This is a genomic window from Kitasatospora sp. NE20-6, assembly GCF_045862635.1.
This window is the reverse complement of record NZ_BPRL01000002.1, coordinates 233,636-254,133: the sequence shown is the minus strand read 5'-3', so window position 1 is coordinate 254,133 and position 20,498 is coordinate 233,636. Positions and strand designations below refer to the sequence as shown.

The 20,498-nt window shown below is 74.4% G+C and carries 15 protein-coding genes; 9 read left to right on the top strand and 6 right to left on the bottom strand.

Annotation, left to right across the window (positions count from 1 at the left end):
- Positions 1–21: 21 nt before the first annotated feature.
- Positions 22–1,458 carry a GuaB1 family IMP dehydrogenase-related protein gene (locus tag SNE206_RS01770; RefSeq protein ID WP_407911510.1) on the bottom strand — a complete coding sequence of 479 codons (1,437 nt, stop codon included), beginning with the start codon at positions 1,456–1,458 and terminating at the stop codon, positions 22–24.
- 593 nt (positions 1,459–2,051) lie between these two features.
- Here SNE206_RS01770 and helR point away from each other — a divergent pair.
- Complete coding sequence (gene helR, locus SNE206_RS01765) at positions 2,052–4,199, top strand: RNA polymerase recycling motor ATPase HelR (RefSeq protein ID WP_407911509.1); 2,148 nt, start codon at positions 2,052–2,054, stop codon at positions 4,197–4,199.
- Positions 4,200–4,395: 196 nt separating this feature from the next.
- Here the strand turns inward: helR and SNE206_RS01760 are convergent, their stop codons facing one another.
- Complete coding sequence (locus SNE206_RS01760; protein WP_407911508.1) at positions 4,396–5,019, bottom strand: hypothetical protein; 624 nt, start codon at positions 5,017–5,019, stop codon at positions 4,396–4,398.
- Positions 5,020–5,291: 272 nt separating this feature from the next.
- Between SNE206_RS01760 and SNE206_RS01755 the strand changes: the two genes are divergently transcribed.
- The 3 genes from SNE206_RS01755 (at position 5,292) to SNE206_RS01745 (ending at position 8,825) form a co-directional block, all read left to right on the top strand.
- The gene (locus SNE206_RS01755; RefSeq protein WP_407911507.1) at positions 5,292–5,945 is read left to right on the top strand and encodes a hypothetical protein; all 654 of its coding nucleotides are present in this window, start codon (positions 5,292–5,294) and stop codon (positions 5,943–5,945) included.
- 241 nt (positions 5,946–6,186) lie between these two features.
- Complete coding sequence (locus SNE206_RS01750) at positions 6,187–7,653, top strand: hypothetical protein (protein ID WP_407911506.1); 1,467 nt, start codon at positions 6,187–6,189, stop codon at positions 7,651–7,653.
- Positions 7,650–8,825 (top strand): ARPP-2 domain-containing protein, encoded by a 1,176-nt coding sequence (locus SNE206_RS01745; protein ID WP_407911505.1) that lies wholly within the window; start codon positions 7,650–7,652, stop codon positions 8,823–8,825. Before SNE206_RS01750 ends, SNE206_RS01745 begins: the two co-directional genes overlap by 4 nt.
- Here the strand turns inward: SNE206_RS01745 and SNE206_RS01740 are convergent.
- From SNE206_RS01740 to SNE206_RS01730, 3 genes are all read right to left on the bottom strand, one after another.
- Positions 8,789–9,412: a hypothetical protein gene (locus SNE206_RS01740; RefSeq protein WP_407911504.1), complete on the bottom strand. Its 624-nt coding sequence runs from the start codon at positions 9,410–9,412 to the stop codon at positions 8,789–8,791. The genes SNE206_RS01745 and SNE206_RS01740 overlap by 37 nt on opposite strands.
- Positions 9,413–9,566: 154 nt before the next feature.
- A complete protein-coding gene (locus SNE206_RS01735) occupies positions 9,567–10,202 on the bottom strand; it encodes a hypothetical protein (RefSeq protein ID WP_407911503.1) in 636 nt (211 codons plus the stop codon).
- Positions 10,203–10,308: 106 nt separating this feature from the next.
- Positions 10,309–12,429: an RICIN domain-containing protein gene (locus SNE206_RS01730; protein ID WP_407911502.1), complete on the bottom strand. Its 2,121-nt coding sequence runs from the start codon at positions 12,427–12,429 to the stop codon at positions 10,309–10,311.
- Positions 12,430–12,625: 196 nt separating this feature from the next.
- On the opposite strand from SNE206_RS01730, the gene SNE206_RS01725 reads away from it, so the two are divergent.
- The 3 genes from SNE206_RS01725 to SNE206_RS01715 all read left to right on the top strand — a co-directional run bounded on the left by SNE206_RS01725 (position 12,626) and on the right by SNE206_RS01715 (position 15,568).
- A complete protein-coding gene (locus tag SNE206_RS01725) occupies positions 12,626–13,444 on the top strand; it encodes an arylamine N-acetyltransferase family protein (protein ID WP_407911501.1) in 819 nt (272 codons plus the stop codon).
- Positions 13,445–13,610: 166 nt separating this feature from the next.
- Positions 13,611–15,110, top strand: a complete 1,500-nt coding sequence (locus SNE206_RS01720; protein WP_407911500.1) for an SDR family NAD(P)-dependent oxidoreductase — start codon at positions 13,611–13,613, stop codon at positions 15,108–15,110.
- Positions 15,107–15,568 carry an NUDIX domain-containing protein gene (locus SNE206_RS01715; RefSeq protein WP_407911499.1) on the top strand — a complete coding sequence of 154 codons (462 nt, stop codon included), beginning with the start codon at positions 15,107–15,109 and terminating at the stop codon, positions 15,566–15,568. Before SNE206_RS01720 ends, SNE206_RS01715 begins: the two co-directional genes overlap by 4 nt.
- A 28-nt stretch (positions 15,569–15,596) precedes the next feature.
- Here SNE206_RS01715 and SNE206_RS01710 read toward each other — a convergent pair whose 3' ends face one another.
- Positions 15,597–16,343, bottom strand: a complete 747-nt coding sequence (locus SNE206_RS01710; protein ID WP_407911498.1) for a DUF6348 family protein — start codon at positions 16,341–16,343, stop codon at positions 15,597–15,599.
- Positions 16,344–16,973: 630 nt separating this feature from the next.
- Between SNE206_RS01710 and SNE206_RS01705 the strand changes: the two genes are divergently transcribed.
- A complete protein-coding gene (locus SNE206_RS01705; RefSeq protein ID WP_407911497.1) occupies positions 16,974–18,590 on the top strand; it encodes a cellulase family glycosylhydrolase in 1,617 nt (538 codons plus the stop codon).
- 552 nt (positions 18,591–19,142) lie between these two features.
- Positions 19,143–20,432, top strand: coding sequence for an extracellular solute-binding protein (locus tag SNE206_RS01700; protein WP_407911496.1), 1,290 nt, complete (start codon positions 19,143–19,145; stop codon positions 20,430–20,432).
- Positions 20,433–20,498 lie beyond the last annotated feature (66 nt).

Below are 20,498 nucleotides of genomic sequence, written 5' to 3'. Positions count from 1 at the left end.
CGGACAGCGGGCCGCGCACCGTCACCAGCTGGAGTGCAGCGGCTTGCCCTCGGCGTAGCCGGCCGCGCTCTGCACGCCGACGATGGCCTTCTCGTGGAACTCCTCCAGCGAGGAGGCGCCCGCGTAGGTGCAGGAGCTGCGGACACCCGCGACGATCGAGTCGATCAGGTCCTCGACGCCCGGGCGGGCCGGGTCGAGGAACATCCGCGAGGTCGAGATGCCCTCCTCGAAGAGCGCCTTGCGGGCGCGGTCGTACGCGGACTCCTCGGAGGTGCGGTTGCGCACGGCGCGCGCCGAGGCCATGCCGAAGCTCTCCTTGTACTGGCGCCCGTCGGCGGTGGTCTGCAGGTCGCCGGGCGACTCGTAGGTGCCGGCGAACCAGGAGCCGATCATCACGTTGGACGCGCCGGCGGCGAGCGCCATCGCGACGTCGCGCGGGTGCCGGACCCCGCCGTCGGCCCAGACGTGCTTCCCGAGCAGGCGCGCCTCGGCGGCGCACTCCAGCACGGCGGAGAACTGCGGCCGGCCGACGCCGGTCATCATGCGGGTGGTACACATCGCGCCGGGGCCGACACCGACCTTGAGGATGTCCGCGCCGGCGGCGACCAGGTCGCGGACGCCCGCGGCGGAGACGACGTTGCCCGCCACGATCGGCACCTGCGGGTCGAGACCGCGGACGGCCTGCAGGGCACTGATCATCGACTCCTGGTGGCCGTGCGCGGTGTCGACGACGAGGACGTCGGCACCGGCCTCCAGCAGGGCCTTGGCGCGCCCGGCGACGTCGCCGTTGATGCCGACGGTCGCCGCGACCCGCAGACGGCCCGCGGCGTCGACGGCCGGCGTGTAGAGCGTGGCGCGCAGCGCGTTGCGGCGGGTCAGGATGCCGACCAGCGAGCCGTCCGCGGCGACGACCGGGGCGAGCTTGCGGTGCGCCTCGTTGAGCCTGTCGAAGGCGGCGCGCGGCTCGACGGCCTCGTCGAGGAGCAGGAGGTCGCGCGACATCACGTCGGCGAGGCTCGTGAAGCGGTCGACCGCGTGGCAGTCGCTCTCGGTGACGACGCCGACCGGGCGGCCGTCCTCGACCACGACGAGGGCGCCGTGGGCGCGCTTGGGCAGCAGCGACAGCGCGTCGGCGACGGTGTGGCCGGGGCTCAGGGTGAGCGCGGTGTCGTGCACCAGGTGGCGCTGCTTGACCCAGCCGACGACCTCGGAGACGACGTCGATCGGGATGTCCTGCGGGATGGCCACCAAGCCGCCGCGGCGGGCGACCGTCTCGGCCATCCGGCGCCCGGCGATGGCCGTCATGTTGGCCACGACCAGCGGCACGGTCGTACCGGTGCCGTCCTGCGAGGACAGGTCGACGCCCTGCCGGGAGCCCACGGCGGAGCGGCTGGGGACCATGAAGACGTCGTCGTACGTGAGGTCGTACGCGGGCTTGAGGTCGTTCAGGAAACGCATGGAATGGGCTCTCTGGCTGGGCGGCGGGTACACCTCGGGCGTGGTTGCGGCGAGGCCGCGGGGCTCAGGTCGGGCGCCCCGCACCCAACCGTCAATGTTCACCGATCCGCACGACGGAAGCCAGCCCGCCTCACATTGTTGACGGTCCGCACAAGCCCGGGGCGCGGGGCCGCGGCGAGGCCTGGAGGAACGTCCAAACCCGCTCGCGGGCGGCATCCCCGGTGAGCCGCGGCGGCGCCCGGCGAGAGGACGGACGGGGACGAGCGGAGGAATGAGCGGAGGGCGAGCGGGGGGACGAGTGGGGGCGCGAGGGAGTGCCGCTCGCGGGCCGGCAGGCGGGACGGCGGCATCGAGTGCGGCAGGCGGGGCGCGGAGGCCGGGGCGGTGTCGTCCCGCCGGCCCGTGAGAGGGTGTCCTGAGCGGGCGGGGGGAGGGCATGAGGGAAGAACCCACCTCTTGCCACTTCTAAGGTATAGCGCACCGGGGGGCTTGCGGCAAGGCCCCCGTGGTGCTCCAGAATCACTGCCCGAGGCCAGCAGCAGCCGAAATGGGAGATTCACGAATTGCATGCACGTCTGTCCGGATCCGATGGCATGAACCCCCTGACCACCAGTGCGTTCGACCTGCCCGACCGTCTCGCCGCCAAGGCCGACCCCGCGCTGATCGGCGGCGACGAGCGGCACTTCGCGGCCGTCGCGGAGAGCCTGGAGCAGACGATCGCCGAGCTGTCCGACCGCCTCGACGAGGTGCGCAGGACACCCGGCGGCCTCGGCCGGGCGGCGATGGACCGGGACGTGGAGATCCACCGGCTGACCACCCGGCTGCGCGCACTGCACCGCTTCGGCCTGGACCTGTGCCTCGGGCACATCGTCGGCGCGGACGACCCCGAGCCCCTGTACGTCGGACGGCTCGGCCTCACCGACAGCACGGGCCGCCGGCTGCTCGTCGACTGGCGCTCGCCCGCCGCCGAGCCGTTCTTCGCGGCGACCCACGCCGACCCGATGGGCCTGACGAGCCGCCGCAGGTACCGCTGGACCCGCGGCCGGATCGGCGACTACTGGGACGAAGTCTTCACCACCGACGCGCTCGCGGGCCACGCCGCGCTCGACGACCAGTCGGCCTTCATCGCGAGCCTGGGCACCACCCGGTCGTCCCGGATGCGGGACGTGCTCGGCACCATCCAGGCCGACCAGGACGCCATCATCCGGGCCGGATCGCGCGGCGCCCTGGTCGTCGACGGCGGTCCGGGCACGGGCAAGACGGTCGTCGCCCTGCACCGCTCCGCCTACCTCCTCTACTCCGACCCGCGCCTCGGGCACCGCCGGGGCGGCGTGCTGTTCGTCGGTCCGCACCAGCCCTACCTGGCGTACGTCGCCGACGTCCTCCCGAGCCTCGGGGAGGAGGGCGTGCAGACCTGCACCGTGCGCGACCTCGTCGCCGAGGGCGCCGGAGCAGCGGTCGAGACCGACCCGGAGGTGGCCCGCCTGAAGTCGTCCGCGGCCATGGTGAAGGCGATCGAGGCGGCCGTCAGGATCTACGAGGAGCCGCCCACCAAGGGGATGACGGTCTCGACGGACCGGTCCGACATCAGGCTGAGCGCCGACGACTGGGCCGAGGCGTTCGACGCACCGGAGCCGGGCACCCCGCACAACGAGGCGCGCGAGCAGATCTGGGAGGAACTGGTCACGATCCTGCAGGACAGGTACGACGGCGACGACTCGCCCGAGGAGTTCCGGAGGTCGCTGCGGCGGGACGCGGAACTGGTCACGACGCTGAAGCGCGCGTGGCCGCTGCTCGACGCGGCCGACCTCGTCGGGGACCTCTGGGAGGTACCCGCCTACCTGCGGATGTGCGCGCCCTGGCTGAGCCCCGACGAGGTGCGGAAGCTGCGGCGCGAGGACCCCCGGGCCTGGACGGTGTCCGACCTGCCGCTCCTCGACGCGGCACGGCAGCGGCTCGGCGACCCGGAGGCGGCCCGGCGGAAGGTCCGGCACAGGGCCGCCGTCGCCGCGGAACGCGACCGCATGGCCGACGTCATCGACCGGCTGCTCCAGGCCGACGACGACGGCGAGGGCGCGGTGACCATGCTGCGCGGGCAGGACCTGCAGGACAGCCTGGTCGACGACACCGCGCTGCCCGCCGCCGACCCGGACCGGCTGGCCGGCCCGTTCGCACACGTCGTGGTGGACGAGGCCCAGGAGCTGACCGACGCGGAGTGGCAGATGCTGCTGCTCCGCTGCCCGTCCCGCAGCTTCACCATCGTCGGCGACCGCGCCCAGGCCCGGCACGGGTTCACCGAGTCGTGGCGGGAACGGCTCGGGCGGATCGGGCTCGGACGGATCGAGGTGGCCTCCCTGAGCATCAACTACCGGACGCCGGAGGAGGTCATGGCGGAGGCCGAACCGGTCGTCCGCGCCGTGCTCCCGGACGCCAACGTGCCGACCTCCGTGCGCAGCAGCGGCCTGCCCGTCGTCCACGGGTCCACCGGGGACCTGGACGCGATCCTCGACACCTGGCTCGCCGAGCACACCGACGGGATCGCGTGCGTCATCGGCGACCCCTCGTTCCGGGCGACGTCCCGGGTGCGGTCGCTGACCCCGGAGCTGTCGAAGGGCCTGGAGTTCGACCTGGTCGTGCTCGTCGACCCGGAGTCGTTCGGCACGGGCGTCGAGGGCGCCGTCGACCGGTACGTCGCGATGACCCGGGCGACCCGTCAGCTCGTGGTGCTCACGAGCTCCTGACGGCGGACGGGACCTGCCGGACGACCGGCCGGTGGTGACGGACCGGCGGCCGCCGGCCGCCGGTCGCCGGTCGCCGGTCGCCGGTCGCCGGTCGCCGGTCGGCGGCTGCCGGTAAGGCCGGGCGCGGGGGCGAGGGCGGGGGCGGGTTCGGCGGCGGGGCGGGGCAGGGGTCGTCCGGAGGGTCCTCCCCCGCCCTTCAGCCGATCAGGTCGCCCAGCGAGACGTACAGCCGGATGCTGCCGCCGTTGACCTCCGCACGGGTGCAGAGCGGGCGCCGGTCGAGCAGCCAGCCGTTCGCGTGGCAGTGGTCGTCCGGCAGGCCGAGCCGCCGGACGACCTCCTCCGACGGCATGCCCTCCGGCCCCGCGACGGACATCTCCCGCCAGCAGTCGCCCGAACCGCAGCCCGCGGTCTGCTCACCCAGCGTGAACCCCGGCGGCAGCGACGGCACCGCCGCGGCCGGCGGGACGTCCGCCGCGGTGAAGGCCACGAGCGCGCACAGCGGCGCCACGGCCGTCACCACCACGGCGTGCACCCGCAGCACCGTCCGCGGCGCGCGCGGCGCATCCGGCTGCACCCCTCGCAGCCGCCGCTCCACCCGCAGCCCGGCACCGACCAGCAGGGCGGCGGCGAGCGGGTACCAAAGGAAGAGCTCGAACAGCCCGCGGAGGTCCAGCAGGCCCGCCCCGGCCGCGAGCAGCACGCCCGCGCCACCGGCCAGCAACAGCCCGACCACCGCACCCACCACGGCCGTCCGGGCCAGCACGGCCCAGCAGCCGAGCGGCACGGCGACCACCAGCACACACAGCACAGCCACCACGCGGCCCGCTCCCCATGATCGACAGAAGGGTGACGGACCTTCGGACGCGTGCGTACGGTCTCCCGGTTCCCGTCGGAGGACGCCGGCGCGGACCGGCACGCCGCCGCGCACCCCCTCCGGGGCGGGCCCGCTTCCGGCCGGGGTCGCGGCGGTGACCCGATCCCTCCAGGATGCACCGGCGGGCCCGGCCCGGCGCGGGCGGGCGCGAGGAGGTGCCGGGTCCGGCGGTTGGGAGGATTCTGGAGGTCTCGGCCGGCGGCAGGAGGCGTACCATGCGCAGCGACTCCCCCGACCGTCGCGGGTCATCCCGTCGGCGGCGCATGCTGGTGCACCTACGGCTCGCGGCCGGCCTGGACGCCGGCCCGCTGAGGCGGCGTGTGGACCGCTGCCGGAGCCGGGCCCTGGTGGCGGCCTGGCTGGCGATGGTGCTCTGCACGGCCGGCGCGGGCCTGGCCGCGGTGCTGCTGTACGGCTCCGCGGCGGCCGAGGCCGGGCGGACGGCGACGCGGCTGCACCACGTGGCGGCGGTGGTGCGCAGCGAGCCCGTCCAGGCGGACCTGACGTCGGCGGGCAGCCCCGCGGGCGGCTACCGGGCGCAGGCCACGTGGACGTACCCGGCCGGGCACACCGTGACGGACGAGGCCCCGGTGCCGAGCACGGCGTCGGCCGGCGACCGGGTGCAGGTGTGGGTGGACGGCGCGGGCCGGGCCGCCGCCGGGCCGCGCTCCACCGCGGACATCGTGGCGACGACGGGGTTCCTCGTCCTGGGCGGCTGGGCCACGGCGGCCCTGGTCTGCGCGGTGGCGTACGGGCTGCGGCGCAGCCGGCTGGAGTGCCGGGCCGAGGACGAGTGGCAGGACGACTGGGCGGTGGTCGAGCCGACCTGGACGGGCCGGGCCGGCGGGCGCAACGGCGCCGCGGACTGACCGGCGCCGCGCAGCACCGCCGAACCGCACTGCACTGCACTGCACTGCACTGCACCGGCGCCGCGCCGCACGGCCGGGGCCGGGCGGAAACCCGGAGGTGGGCGGCAGGGCGGCTCTGCTACGGTCGACCGGCCGGCCGCGGGACTCCGGTGCGACTTCCGGAACGTGCCTCTAAAGCGATGATTCGCAGTTCGCGCCCCCATTCCCCGGCCGGCATCCCTACCTGACCGGGAGCCCGACCATGGAATCCTTGGGCGATCTGGTCGCCGCCGAGGACGTACTGCTGTTCGTCAACGCCGCCGTGACGGCGACCGGGCAGCGCGAGTTCCACTCCGACGCCGCCGAGCAGCAGCTCTCGCTCGACTTCCTGCACGCGTACATGCTCGGCAACTACCGCGAGCTGTACGCGGGGGTGCTGGCGCTCGACATCAACGACCACAACGCCGCGCTGATCGTGCGGCGGCTGCTGGAGACCTCACGCGAGGCGACCGGTGCGCAGCGCCGCACCGAGGGCCTGCTCATCGCCCGCCGGCTGGAGCTGCTGCCGCCGCAGCGGGTGTACCGGCTGTTCGACGCGCTGCGCCGGGCCGGGGTGAACAACCGCCGCACCCGCGCGCTGATCCGCGACTGGATCGCGGCCCGGCCGGACCCCGCCCTGGACGCCGTCAAGTACCGCGGCGGCTTCCGCACCGCCCTGCGGCACGCCCATCTCGCCCCGCCCACCGACGAGGTGGGTGACTTCGCGTTCCACGGACCGGCGGCCCGCGGGCTCTCCTACCGGACGCCGCTGCTGGACGCCTGGCGGCGCGCCCACTACGAGCGGGCCGCCGTCTACGAGCTCCCGTACACGGTGGCCGAGGGTTTCGCGGCGAAGCACGGCATCCCGCGGAAGGCCTTCCTGGAGCGCATCGCGCCGCGGATGACCCGGCTGGAGCGGCTGCGCACGCAGGAGTCGGCGCGCGAGGCGGGGGCAGGTGCCGTGCGGGCCGACCTGGCCCGGATGCCGCTGACCCGGCTGGCCGGGTACGTCCTCGGCCTGCCGGTCACCGAGCGGGTCGCCCGCCGGGGCGAGCTGACGGCCGCCCTGGAGGCCTCCGCCCGGCGTACCGCCGGTGCGCAGCAGGGCTGTTGGGGCCGGGTGACGGCCGTGCTCGACGACAGCTTCTCGACCGTGGGCTCCGGGGCGAAGCGGCGCCGCCCGCTGGCCGTCGCCCTCGCCTGCCACCACCTGCTCGCTGCGCTCGCGGGCGAGTACACCGCGCTGTGGACGTCCGGCCGGACGGACGCGCTGCTCGTCCGCCCGTACGGGGCGACGCCGCTCGGGCACCGGATCGTCGACGCGCTGGAGACCGGGCCCGAGCGGCTGGTGATCGTCTCGGACGGCTGGGACAACGCGCCGCCCGGCCTCGCGGCGGAGGTGCTGCAGGTCTGGCGGACCCGGCTCGACCCGCACGGCGCGACCCGCGTCGTGCACCTCAACCCGGTGTACGACGCGGGCGGCTTCGACGTGCGGCGGCTCGCCCCCGGCGTGCCGACCGCCGGGATCCGCGACGCCGAGGACCTCGCCCCGCTGGCGGAGATCGCCCGGTTCGCGGAGGGCCGCACCGGCCCGGCCGAGCTGACGGCCCATCTGGCCGCCCGCACCGAGGCGTTCCTGGCCGCCGGCACCGGGCCGCGCCCGGCCGCCGCACCGGAGGGGGACCGGTGACCCGGCTCGACCTGACCGGCCTGGCCACCCGTCCGGCCCAGGTGTGGGGCGGGGTGCGGCTGGTCCCGCTCGTCCGGGAGGAGCCCGTCGACGGCCTGCGCCTGCACCGCCGCGTGTACGAGGAGACCCTCGGCACCGTCGACCTCGGCGACCGCCGCACGTACGTCTCGTACATCCCGCACGGCCTCGTCGCGGAGTGGGCGGCCGACGGGGCGGCCGACGGGGCGGCCGCCGCGTACGGCACCGCCCTAGGCGAGGACCGGCCGCGCAGCATGCCCGTCCGCGCGCACCGGCGGACGGCCCGTCGCGAGGGGCGGGACCGGCTGCGCTTCCTGCCGCTGCACCTGGCGCTGGAGAGCTACCTCTCCCTGCACTTCGGCGGGCCCACGGTGCTGTGGGAGCAGTGGTCGCAGCGTGCGGTCCGGTCCGGGCTGTCGCCGCGCGCCGAGGAGGCGTACAGCGGCGCCGCGGTGCGCGGGCTGGCCGACGCGCTGAAGGTGTTCGAGATCCACCCCGGCCAGTGCGGCCTGGTGCTGTACGTGGCGGACACCCTGGCGGCCGCCTTCGCCGTACCGCACCCGGACGACTACCGCGCGCTGCACCCGACCCTGGTGCACGACCTCTTCGGCGAGCCGATCCACCACGCCGCGACGCTGATGATGCCGCTGCCGGACTTCCGCGCCAGGATCCCCGGACCGGGCATCGGTTCGCTCGCCGACCTGCGGGCGGCGGCGGACGGGCAGGAGCGGGCGTGGGCGGAGTTCCACGACTCGACGATGGCGGCGGGCCTGCTCGCCGCCGAGGTGCGGCCCTCCACCGTGCAACGGCTGGGGCCCTTCACCCTCGACCGGTTCCTCCCGCGGTTCCGCCCCGGGGAGGAGAACCACATCGGCGAGACCGTCACCGACGGCGCCGGACGGATCGCCTACCTGAAGACCTTCCGGCTGTCGGAGGCGCAGATCCGGCGCGGCCACCTGCTGGACACCCTCGCCGCGCACGACTGGCACCTCGGACGGGCGGCCGAGGCGCTCGGTTCCACCGAGGCCCGGCTGGGCCTGCGGCTGGAGTCCGCCGGGTTCGGGCTGCTGCTCCGGCAGGACGTCCTCGACGGCTACCGCCGGCAGGTCCGCACCGGTCACACCGCGGCGAGCCGGCGCCCCTCGGCGAAGTAGCGGGTGACGGCGTCCGCCCCTCCTAGTTCGCGCACGGTGCGGGCGGCGCCGAACGGCGCGTCCCAGAACGGGCCGCTGCGCGGGGTGTGCGGGCCGATGTAGGCGTACGGCTCCGGCTGGTACGCGTCGCCTGCGGAGACTCCGTAGTTGACGCCGTCCAGGGTGATGCCGATGTCGAAGTGCTCCGGCCAGAGCACGGGGTCGGCGTCCGGGGCGAGGCGGCGCAGCGCGGTGTCGCCGACGCCGAGGCAGTGGGCGATCCACTGGGCGGCCTGCGGGTCGGCGTCGACCGGGTCGCCGGGAGCCGCGCCGGAGCCGTCCGCGTAGAGGCCGGCGGGCGGTCCGGGCTCGACACCGACCGCGGCGGCGAGGGCCGCGCAGGTGGTGCCGTGCAGCAGGAGCCGCTGCCCGGGTGCCATCAGTTCGTCCCCGATGACCTGGAGGAAGGGCTCCGCGCTGGTGGCGAAGCCGCCGGGGTAGGCGCGCAGGCGGATGGTGCCGCGGGCCCGGTACTGCGGCCCGGCGAGCACCGTCTCGGCGACGGCGTGCAGGGCCTTCCGGGTGCGGACGACCGTGTCGATGTCCATGGGTTCATGGTGGCCCACGGTGGCGGGTGGAGCACAACCCGTCCCAGTGGCGTGCTCACGACACTTTTTGGCGGCGGACCACCGCCTGCCCGGCCCGGCCCCGCCGTGATCGTCGCGCCCGCGGCAGGGCCGGCAGACCGGCAGGGCCCGCGCCTCAGCGGGCCGCGCGGCGGCGGACGACGAGAACGGCGCCCGCGGCCGCGGCCAGCACCACCGCCGCCACCGCCAGGACCACCGGCAGCCCGGAGCCCTGCCCGGCCGGGTCGGCCGCGGACGCGGACGCGGACGGCGCAGCGGCGGACGGCGCCGCCGAGGGCCCGGCGGTCGGCTCTGCGGTCGACGGTCCGGCGGAGGCCGGCGGACCGGCGCTCCCGCTCGGGGCCGTGCCCGGCACGGCCGTGACGTCCAGCTCGGCCTCGCTCCGGCCGAGCGCCGGGAAGCCCGACTCGACGGTCACCTTCCAGTGACCGGGCGGGAGTTGCAGCGCCGTGGTGTAGGTGCCGGGCCGGTCGGCGACGGCGACGAGCGGCCAGGGGCCGACCGAACGGCCGTCCGCGGCCACGGCGCTGAGGGTGCCGGCGACCTTGTCGGTGACCGGGTCGTGGTCGTTCTCCCAGGTGGCGACGGCGGTGAGGTGCCCGTCGGCCAGGGTGGACACCGCGAACGCGATGGTGTCGCCGTGGGCGCCCGCCGGGCCGGCCGCGCCGAGCACGGCCAGGCCCGCCAGCAGGGCGGCGGCGCCGAGGCGTCGGGTACGGCGGCGGGGACGGACGCTGGTGCTGGTGCGCATGGGTGGTGGTGCTCCTCGTCGGCCTGCCGGGGTCCGGGCCCGGGGGCGGAAAAGCCCGGTGGGGCGGGAGGGTCGGTTCCCGCCCCACCGGGGCATGGCGGCCTCGTCAGGAGGCGGGCTGGATCGTCCAGCTCTGGTAGGACTGACCGTTGGGCTGCTGGAGTTCGAGCAGGCGACCGCCGTAGTACGAGCGCGATCCGGTGCCGAGCACGAGCGAGGAGCCCTTCGCGGTGAGCGTGTACGCGCTGCCCGTCGCGCCGGTCCGCCACTTCTGGGTGTCGGCGCCCGAGCACGGCTGCTGCATCACGTACTGGCCGGCGACGGCACGGCCGCCGGTCTGCAGGCACTTGCCGGAGCGCACGGAGCGGATCGCCAGGTAGCCGTCGCCGGCGTCCTCGAAGGTCCACTGCTGGTTGGAGTAGCCGTGGCGCTGGTAACCGATCAGCACGGCGCCGTCGGCGGTGGAGCCGCCCCACATGTCGGCCGCCTGGCCGGTCAGGGTGTTGAGCATCAGGTACCGGGTGCCGGGCGTGGTCGGCGCGGGACCGGCGGCCTTGGCGGTGCGGAAGGCGGTGGTGCGGCCGGGCGTGCCCGTCCGCCCGGCCGCGTCACGGGCGGCGACCGCGACCCGGTACTCGGTGTCGGCCTTCAGGTTGACGAGCCGCACGACGGTGGAGGTCACGGTCGCCAGGGAGCGGCCGCCCAGCCGGAGGTCGTAGCCGGTCGCGCCGGACACGGCCGGCCAGCTCAGCACCGCGGAGTTCGGAGTGATCTGCCCGGCGGTCACCTTGGGCCCGGTGGTGCTGCCGCTGGAGGTGGGGCTCGGTGTGGGGGTGGGGGTGGGGGTCGGCGTCGGCGGCTTCGGGCTGGGCGACGAGGTCGGGGTCGGCCGGGTGGGGCTCGGGGTGGGGGTCGGCGTCGGGTCGGGCGTGGTGCCGCCGCCGGAGAAGAGGAACCGGTTGTCGGCGACGTTCCAGTGCGTGCTCAGGTAACTACCCGGCGAGGGAGCCGTGTTGAAGTAGTCGTCGTGGTTGCAGTCGAGCCGCTCGTCCTCGGCCCGGTTGGCGCACCGGACCTCCATCTTGGGGTAGTACGGCGAGTCGGAGTAGCACATGATGTCCCACTCGTCGACGCAGTGCGCGCCCTTGCTGGTGTGCGGGGCGCTGTTGTTGACGGCGCCGAGGTTGTGGCCGAGCTCGTGGGCGGCGGTGGAGCCGCTCCAGCAGCCGTTGTCGGTGCGTCCGTAGGACGGACCGAAGTTGCTGAGGTTGTCCTGCCCGGGGCGCTCGTCACCGTTGAACGTACCGATGCCGCAGTACACGTTCGCGTCGGCGAAGATCATGTACTTGCGGTCCTTGCGGTTGAAGCCCTGCGCGGCCAAGGCCTTGTTGCTCGCACCGAACTCCTGGAGCGAGGCCGCGGAGAGCTCCACGTCGAGCACCGAGGCGGTGCAGTCGGCCTCGGTGACGAAGCGGATGTGCCGGACACCGCCGGTCTCCTGGGCACTCGCGTTGTAGATGACGTCGGTGTCCGCCGCCCACTTCTTGAAGGACGGCAGGTACTCGCCGAAGCGGTCCTTGCCGGGCGCGTGCACGTAGAGCACCTGGACGCGGTTGCCGGTCGACCCGTCGCCCTCGCAGACGACCTTCGACCCGGCGGCCGCGGCCCCCGCGCCGGCCGACGGACTGGCGGCGGGCGCCGAACCGCCGCCGAGGGCGCGGCCGTTGCCGGCGTCGAGCACGGCAGGTGCGTCGCTCAGCAGGTCGGTCGCGGACGGCGGGGCGACGGCCGCGGAGGCGGCGGGGTCGGCGGGCCGGGCCGCCGCGGCGACGACCGGCGCGGTGTCCTTGTGCACGTCGACGCCCTTCGGCGGCGCGTCCGGGCCGTGCGTGCACAGGCCGTTGTCGTCGACCTTGTACACGCCGACGCACCGGTCGCCGCCCGCGGCGGGCACCAGGCCGCCGTAGACGAGGCCGCGCGCGGGGTCGTCCTTCGGTATGGAGGTGACCGGCGCGGGATCGTCCTTGTGGAGCGGACCGGCGGCCGGGCTGAGCTCGACCTCCTGGACGAGCGCGGCGTCCGCGGATGTGCGGACCGGCCGCTCCCCCTCCATCACGGAGCCGATGGTGACGGCTCCGACGATGAGTCCCGCGGTCACTGCTGTGGCGGTGAACATCAGTCCACGACGGCTGCGCCGACGGTGCGACGCCTTCCGGTGCGACGACATGCTGTCTCCCTCGTCGGCCTTCGGTGGTGTGTGCTGCTGCCGACACATGGGAGATCTGTGGGACGGATGGGGATAACAGGAATCCCAAACATTTTTTCGAGGTTCCCTTCGGACAGGGCATCACCCCAGCTCAGGACGGGTCGGCTGACGGACCGTCCGGGGCACGGCGGCGGACGGGCACAGAACAGGAGCAGCGGTGGACGAGCAGCAGGCGGCGGCGTACCTCGGGCGGATCGGTGCGGAGCGCCCGGAGCGGCCCGACGCGGCGGGGCTGCGCGCCCTGCAGTCGGCGCACCTGGAGGCGGTGCCGTTCGAGAACCTGGCCGTCGGGCTGGGCGAACCGGTGGTGCTGGAGGAGGAGGCACTGCTGGCGAAGATCGTCGACCGGCGGCGCGGCGGCTTCTGCTACGAGCTCAACGGCGCGTTCGCCGGCCTGCTGCGGGCGCTCGGCTACCGGGTCGACCTGCTGGCCGCGCGGACGTTCGGCGCGGACGGCCGTCCGGGCCCGCCCTTCGACCACATGGCCCTGCGGGTGGAGCTGGACGAGCCGTGGCTCGTCGACGTCGGCTTCGGCCGCTTCGGCCACCACCCGCTGCGGCTGGCGGCCCGCGGCGACCAGTCCGACCCGGGCGGGGTGTTCCGCGTCACCCCGGCGGAGGACGGGCCGGCCGCCCCCGGTGCCCCGGAGGTCCCGGAGGGCATGGGGGCCCTGGACGTCCTGATGGACGGCGAGCCGCAGTACCGGCTGGACCCGCGCCCGTACGCGCTCGCCGACTTCGTGCCGACGTGCTGGTGGCAGACGACCTCGCCGCAGTCGCACTTCACCCGATCGTCCACCTGCTCACGGCTCACCGCGGACGGCCGGATCACGCTGAGCGGCACCCGGCTGATCCGCACCGGGCCGGACGGCGCCCGCACCGAGGAACAGCTGTCGGAGGAGGAGGCGCTCGCGGCGTACCGCGTGCACTTCGGCATCACGCTGACCCGGCTGCCGGTCGGCGCACCACCGCGATGAGGGGGTCACCGACGGCGCGGCGCGGGTGCGGATGCCGTCGACCTTGCACCATCGGCCCACAGTAATGGCCCATATACATAAGAGACACTTACCTTCGCATCGCTCCACGCCGCTCCCGTACCATTCGGCGGACACAGGCGGCGCGAAGAGAGAAGCAGCAACAGGCATGACGGCGGGCCCGGACACCAAGACCGAGATCACGGACGAGCAGCAGACGGACTACGGACCGGGCCTCGACCCGGAGCGCCTCGCGCTCTGCCTCGACGTGCTCGCCGAGCTCGACACGCTGCACGTCGACCACCCGGACGCGATCACCGTGCGGCTGGCCGTCGGCGGCCTCTTCCGCACGCTGAAGCAGCGCCGCCGCCAGGAGACCCGCGCGCGCAAGACGGCGAACGACCGCGCGGTCACCTCCCGCACCGCCACCGGCGCGCCCGGGCGGATCGACGACGAGACCGCGGGCGTCTTCGGCCTCTCGACCGAGACCACCACGGAGATCGCCGGCATCCTGGAGCGCCCGCGTTCCTGCTACACCTGCAAGCAGCGGTACGTCGAGGTCGACGCGTTCTACCACCAGCTCTGCCGGTCCTGCGCGGCCCTCAACCGCGACCGCCGCGCCGCCCGCGCCGACCTCACCGGCAAGCGCGCCCTGCTCACCGGAGGCCGCGCGAAGATCGGCATGTACATCGCGCTCTGCCTGCTGCGGGACGGCGCCCACACCACCATCACCACGCGCTTCCCCAACGACGCGATCCGCCGCTTCACCGCGATGCCCGACAGCGACCGGTGGATCCACCGGCTCAAGATCGTCGGCATCGACCTGCGCGACCCCGCCCAGGTGGTCGCCCTCGCCGACGAGGTCGCCGCCGACGGCCCGCTCGACATCCTCATCAACAACGCCGCGCAGACCGTGCGCCGCTCCCCCGAGTCCTACCGCGAGCTCGTCGCGGCCGAGTCGGCGCCGCTGCCCGCGGGCGCGCTGCCCCCGGCCGTCGTGATCGGCCGCTTCGGCAGCGGCAGCGTCGACGTGCCCGCCCTGCCCGGCCAGGCCGGGTCCGGCAGCGAGCGCATCGCGGCCGCCGAGGTCACCTCCCTCGCCCTCGTCACCGGCTCCGCCACCCCGGCCCGCATCGAGGCGGGCACCGCCATCGACGCCGGCGGCCTGGTGCCCGACCTCGCCCCCACCAACAGCTGGGTGCAGACCGTGAGCGAGGTCGGCCCGATGGAGCTGCTGGAGGTGCAGCTCTGCAACTCCACGGCGCCGTTCATCCTCATCAGCCGGCTCCGCCCGGCGATGGCCGCCTCCTCCGCCCGGCGCAAGTACGTGGTCAACGTCTCCGCGATGGAGGGCGTCTTCAACCGCGGGTACAAGGGCGCCGGCCACCCCCACACCAACATGGCCAAGGCCGCGCTCAACATGCTCACCCGCACCAGCGCGGACGAGATGTTCGAGACCGACGGCATCCTCATGACCGCCGTCGACACCGGCTGGATCACCGACGAACGGCCGCACCCCGACAAGATGCGCCTCCACGAGGAGGGTTTCCACGCCCCCCTCGACCTCGTCGACGGCGCGGCCCGGGTCTACGACCCGATCGTCCGCGGCGAACTCGGCGAGGACCTGTACGGCTGCTTCCTCAAGGACTACGCCAAGGCCGCCTGGTGACCGCCCCGGCGGCCGGCGCACCCGTCATCGGCGCGGGCGTCATCGTGCCCACCGCCGACGGCCGGGTGCTGCTCGGCCGCCGGACCACCGCCGGGGAGAGCCCCACCTGGAGCCTGCCCGGCGGCAAGGCCGACGCGCCCGGCGAGTCCTTCGAGGAGGCCGCCGCCCGCGAACTCGCCGAGGAGACCGGCATCGTGCTCCCCGCCGCGGAGATGCGGGTGCTGGCCGTGCTGCTCGACCACGAACTCGGCCGGCCCCGGCTGACCGCCGCGGTGCTCGCCCCGCCCTGCGACGCCCCCGCGTACGTCACCGAGCCGCACAGCTGCGGCGGCTGGGAACGCTTCGCCGTCGACGCCCTGCCGTCGCCGGTGTTCCACCCGTCCGGGCTGGTCCTGGCCCGCTGGCTGCCCGGCTACCCGGGGCCGGGCGGCGCCCACGCGTACACCGTGGTGCGCTGACCCCGGGGCCCGTGACCGGTACGCGCGCTCAGCCCTCCGGGTGCACGAGCAGGACGAACGTCCGTGCGTAGGCGGTGCCTTCGGTGACGCGCGGCCAGTCCAGGCCGAGCAGCAGCTTCGACGCCTGCTCGTGCACCACGCCGTCGACCCGCACCTCGGCGGTCTCCTCGCCGGCCCGGCCGCCGAGGAAGACCTTGACGCCGATCAGCGCATCCCTGCCGAAGCCGTCGGCGAACGCCGGGGCGAGCTGGGGCAGCAGTGGGTGGGCGACGGTCCAGTCCTGGACGGCGTTGTGGCGGTCGCCGGCACCCCACGCGACGATGCCGCCGTGGATGGCGTGCCAGCCCGGCAGTGCATCGGCGTCGGCCGGGTGGATGTGCCCGGCGAACCGGCCGTTGTGGGCGAGGAGTTCGAGCATGGTGACGCCGGTGGTGGAGGCCCAGATCTCCACCGCGCGGCGCACGGCCGCCTCGGAGTCCGCGCCGAAACCGGCCACGCAGTCGGTGACGGCCGTCTCCTGCGGACGCCCGGCGTCCAGCAGGAAGGAAAGGTCCAGGTGGGAGGGCCCGTCACCGTGCGGCGCGGCGAGCGCCACCGCGGCGCTGCCCGGCCCCTTGGCGAGCGCACCCTCGACGGTCCAGCGTTCTCCGCCGAGCTCCGTCAACTGTTGTGCCACGATGGCCAGTACGGCCTGCTCGGAGAGCGGTGCGCCGTCGTTCTGCTGCTGCCTGCGGTCGGCTGCGGACCCGCCGCGCCACCAAGATCCCAACCCCATGGCGCACACCGTAGCGGTGCCGGGGGCACCCCGACAACGCGCGCCGGGACGACCGGCCGGCCGGGCCTGCGGCGGCCGCCGGGGCCGCGACCGGAGCAGCCGGACAGTCCGCACTCAACCGGTCAAGCCGGTCAAGCCGGGCAGACCCGCGCAGCCTCGGCCATGAGCATGCCGGGCGCCCCTCACGCCCCGGACGACGGCACCCAGGAACGACTACCGACCTGCGGTTTCAGCCGAGTTGACGACCCAGAGCGACGAGCAGTCAGCTCGGATCCGCACAAGTCCGGCATGGGAAAGAAGACTTAACCGGTTCTGTCCTGACGGTTGTGTTCCGGATCCGCACGCCCCTAACCTGATGCCGCCGCCGACGGAGCACGCCGGACGCGCGCCGCCCGGTCACCCCTGACGGCGACGCCGTCCGACCCGCCTGCGGCCGCTCCACCCTGCCCGGGCCGCGCCGCTCCCCTCCCCGGGCCGCGGCCCCCCGTCGCACCGCACCGCACGCCCCGCCGCCCGGCGGCCGGCCGCGGGCGGTCGCGCCCCCGGGGACCGCACGCACTGCCCGGCAGCCGCACCGGACCCGTCGCCGACGGCCAATCCGCCGTGCGCGCACCACGTTTGGAGCAAGGGATGAGAAGCAGACTCGCCACCGCCGCAGTGGGCCTCGCGGCGGTCGTCGCCTCGATGTTCGCCGCCACCCCGCCCGCCCAGGCCGCCACGACGGGCTTCCACGTCAGCAACGGCCGCCTCCTGGAGGCCGGCGAACAGGACTTCGTGATGCGCGGCATCAACCACGCGCACGCCTGGTACCCCACCCGCACCACGCAGGCCCTGAAGGACATCAAGGCCACCGGCTCGAACACGGTCCGCGTGGTGCTCGCCACCGGCGACCAGTGGACGAAGAACGACACCGCCGACGTGGCGAACGTCGTGAGCCAGTGCAAGGCCAACCGCCTCGTCTGCGTGCTGGAGGCGCACGACACGACCGGCTACGGCGAGCAGAGCGCCGCGGTCTCGCTCTCCCGCGCGGTCGACTACTGGATCAGCGTGCAGAGCGCCCTCGCCGGCCAGGAGAAGTACGTCGTCCTGAACATCGGCAACGAGCCGTACGGCAACACCGGTTACGCCGCCTGGACGGCCGACACCACCGCGGCGATCCAGCGGCTGCGCACCGCCGGGTTCCAGCACACGCTGATGACCGACGCCCCCAACTGGGGCCAGGACTGGGCGTTCACCATGCGCGACAACGCGGCCGCCGTCTTCGCGAGCGACCCGCAGCGCAACACCGTCTTCTCCATCCACATGTACGGCGTCTTCGACACCGCGGCCGAGGTCAGCGACTACCTCGGCCGGTTCGTCCAGGCGAAGCTCCCGATCGTGGTCGGCGAGTTCGGCAACATGCACTCCGACGGCAACCCCGACGAGGACGCCATCATGGCCACCGCCCAGCAGCTGGGCATCGGCTACATGGGCTGGTCGTGGAGCGGGAACGGCGGCGGCGTCGAGTACCTCGACCTCGTGACGGGCTTCGACGCGACCCGTCCCAGCGCCTGGGGCACGCGCCTGATCGACGGCGCCAACGGCATCCGCGCCACCTCGCGCGAGGCGGCGGTGTTCGGCGGTACGACCGCCGACACGCAGGCCCCGACGGCGCCCGGCACCCCGGCCGCCACCGCGGTCACCTCGTCCGGCGCCACGCTCGGATGGGCCGCCGCCACCGACAACACGGCCGTCACCGCGTACGACGTCGTCCGCGTCACCTCCACCGGCGAGAGCGCCGTCACCACCGTCGCCGGCACGACCGCCACGCTCACCGGGCTGACCGCTTCCACCCGTTACGACTTCGCAGTGTACGCCCGCGACGCCGCGGGCAACCGCTCCACCCGCTCGGGCACCGTCGCGGTGACCACCGGCGCCACCCCCGCAGGGGCGTGCTCGGTCGCCTACCGCCTCAGCGACTGGGGCACCTCGTTCAACGGCGACGTCACCATCCGCAACCTCGGCACCGCCGCGGTCTCCGGCTGGAGCCTGGACTTCGCCTTCCCCGCCGCGCAGCACATCAACTCCCTCTGGAACGCCAAGGGCACCCAGACCGGACAGGCCGTGCACGTCACCAACGAGGCCTGGACCCAGACCATCCCGGCCGGAGGCAGCGTGAACTTCGGCTTCAACGCCTCCTCGACGCCCGGCACCAACGGCGTGCCGTCCACCTTCACCCTCAACGGCGCGACCTGCAGCATCGTCTGACACGCACACCGCACGCCACCGTACGAAGACCGCTGCACGGAGGTCGCCGCACGAAGGCCGCCGCCCCGGGGATCCGTCCCGGGGCGGCGGCCTTCCGCGTGCCGCGGCCCGGCCCGCACCCGGCCGAGGGGCCGCAGAACTCCGAGGTGGTGCAACTTACCGCAAGATCCGTCAGCGAAGCAGTCCGGGTCCGATGCATGAGAAAGCCCCATTTACCGGGCCTTCGGGCGCACGCCCTCCCTGCAGAGGCCATCCGGAACCGTCCCAGGCCAGGACCGTCGGGCGCAGATACCGGACCGGCCTGAGAAATCTTGCAGAAATTTTCAGTTGGTCGCCCGGAAACCTTGACGGCCTCCCCGCTCCCACGGCATCGTCCTCAGCTGTCGGCACCACCCACGCCGGCCCTCCACCCCGGACCCGCCGGATCCCCCCGGACCGGCCTGCCCGGCCTGCCCGGCCTGCCTCCCTCCGCCTCCGGCGCACGCCGCGCCGCACGCGACCCTGCCCGGGCGGCGGCGGCCCGGGCACCCCCACCAGCTTCAAGGAGTCACCATGCGCCGTGGCACCGCGGCCCTCGCGCTGGCCGCCGCGATCACCGTCTCCATGACCGCCTGCGGCTCCGAAGGCCCGGCCGGCCCCGGAGACGCCGACTCCGCCGGGCCCGTCACCATCACCTGGTGGGACACCTCGGACGCGGCGAACGAGTCCTCCACCTTCAAGGTCCTGGCCTCCAACTTCCAGAAGGCCAACCCCGGCATCACGGTGACGTACGTCAACGTGCCGTTCGCCGAGGCCCGGGAGAAGTTCCGCGCCGCCGCGGCGGACCACAAGGGCGCCCCCGACGTCCTGCGCGCCGACGTCGGCTGGACCCCGGGCTTCGCCGCGGCGGGCTACCTCGCGCCACTGGACGGCACCCCCGCCGCCGCCGACACCGCCGCGTTCCAGCCCGAGCTCATCGAGCAGGCCACCTACGACGGCAAGCTGTACGCCCTCCCGCAGGTCACCGACACGCTCGCCCTGATGTACAACAAGGAGCTGTTCGCGAAGGCCGGCATCTCCAAGGCCCCCACCACCTGGAGCGAGCTGAAGACCGACGCCGCCCGGATCAAGCAGCGGACGGGCGCCCACGGCTTCGCCTTCAACCCGCAGGACTACTACGCCATGCCGTTCCTCTACGGCGAGGACACCGACATGGTCGACACCGCCGAGAAGCGGATCACCGTCAACTCCCCGGCCGCGGTCAAGGGCATCGACACCATCAGGGAACTCCTCGCCGCACCGGGCGTCGCACCGCTGGACACCAGCAAGGACGCCTACGCCAACATCATGCAGGACTTCGTCGAGGGCAGGGTCGCCTCCATCATCCAGGGCCCCTGGGAGAACGCGAACGTCTTTGCGGGCAAGGCCTTCCTCGACAACGCCAACCTCGGGATCGCCACCGTCCCGGCGGGCAGCTCCGGACACCCCGGCGCACCGCTGGGCGGCCACAACCTCGTGTCGTACGCGGGCTCGGACGCCGCGCACCGAGCCGCCGCCCAGAAGTTCATGGCCTTCATGACCTCCGCCAACGCGCAGATCTACACCGCGATCAAGAACTCCACCCTGCCGACCCGCTCCGACGCCTACAGCCCCGACGTCACCACCAACCTCGGCATCGCCGGATTCCGCAAGGTGCTGGCCGCCGGCCGGCCGCGGCCCGCACTCCCGGAGTACACCCTGCTCTACACCCCCCTCGGCGAAGGGCTCGACCGGATCCTCTCCGGCGGGGAGAGCACCCGCGCCGGCCTGGACGCCGTCGCCGCCGAGGCCGCGAAGCTCGTACCGGGCTACGCCCCGGAGTGACCCGCGGACGGCGGCCCCGCCCCCGGCCCTGGACACCACCGGCCACCGGCCACCGGACCACCGGCG

What these genes read in the sequence shown, in the direction of transcription:
- SNE206_RS01770 (WP_407911510.1), bottom strand. Translation starts at nt 1,458, where the DNA reads ATGCGTTTCCTGAACGACCTCAAGCCCGCGTACGACCTCACGTACGAC.
- helR (WP_407911509.1), top strand. Translation starts at nt 2,052, where the DNA reads ATGAACCCCCTGACCACCAGTGCGTTCGACCTGCCCGACCGTCTCGCC.
- SNE206_RS01755 (WP_407911507.1), top strand. Translation starts at nt 5,292, where the DNA reads ATGCGCAGCGACTCCCCCGACCGTCGCGGGTCATCCCGTCGGCGGCGC.
- SNE206_RS01750 (WP_407911506.1), top strand. Translation starts at nt 6,187, where the DNA reads ATGGAATCCTTGGGCGATCTGGTCGCCGCCGAGGACGTACTGCTGTTC.
- SNE206_RS01740 (WP_407911504.1), bottom strand. Translation starts at nt 9,412, where the DNA reads ATGGACATCGACACGGTCGTCCGCACCCGGAAGGCCCTGCACGCCGTC.
- SNE206_RS01735 (WP_407911503.1), bottom strand. Translation starts at nt 10,202, where the DNA reads ATGCGCACCAGCACCAGCGTCCGTCCCCGCCGCCGTACCCGACGCCTC.
- SNE206_RS01730 (WP_407911502.1), bottom strand. Translation starts at nt 12,429, where the DNA reads ATGTCGTCGCACCGGAAGGCGTCGCACCGTCGGCGCAGCCGTCGTGGA.
- SNE206_RS01720 (WP_407911500.1), top strand. Translation starts at nt 13,611, where the DNA reads ATGACGGCGGGCCCGGACACCAAGACCGAGATCACGGACGAGCAGCAG.
- SNE206_RS01710 (WP_407911498.1), bottom strand. Translation starts at nt 16,343, where the DNA reads ATGGGGTTGGGATCTTGGTGGCGCGGCGGGTCCGCAGCCGACCGCAGG.
- SNE206_RS01705 (WP_407911497.1), top strand. Translation starts at nt 16,974, where the DNA reads ATGAGAAGCAGACTCGCCACCGCCGCAGTGGGCCTCGCGGCGGTCGTC.
- SNE206_RS01700 (WP_407911496.1), top strand. Translation starts at nt 19,143, where the DNA reads ATGCGCCGTGGCACCGCGGCCCTCGCGCTGGCCGCCGCGATCACCGTC.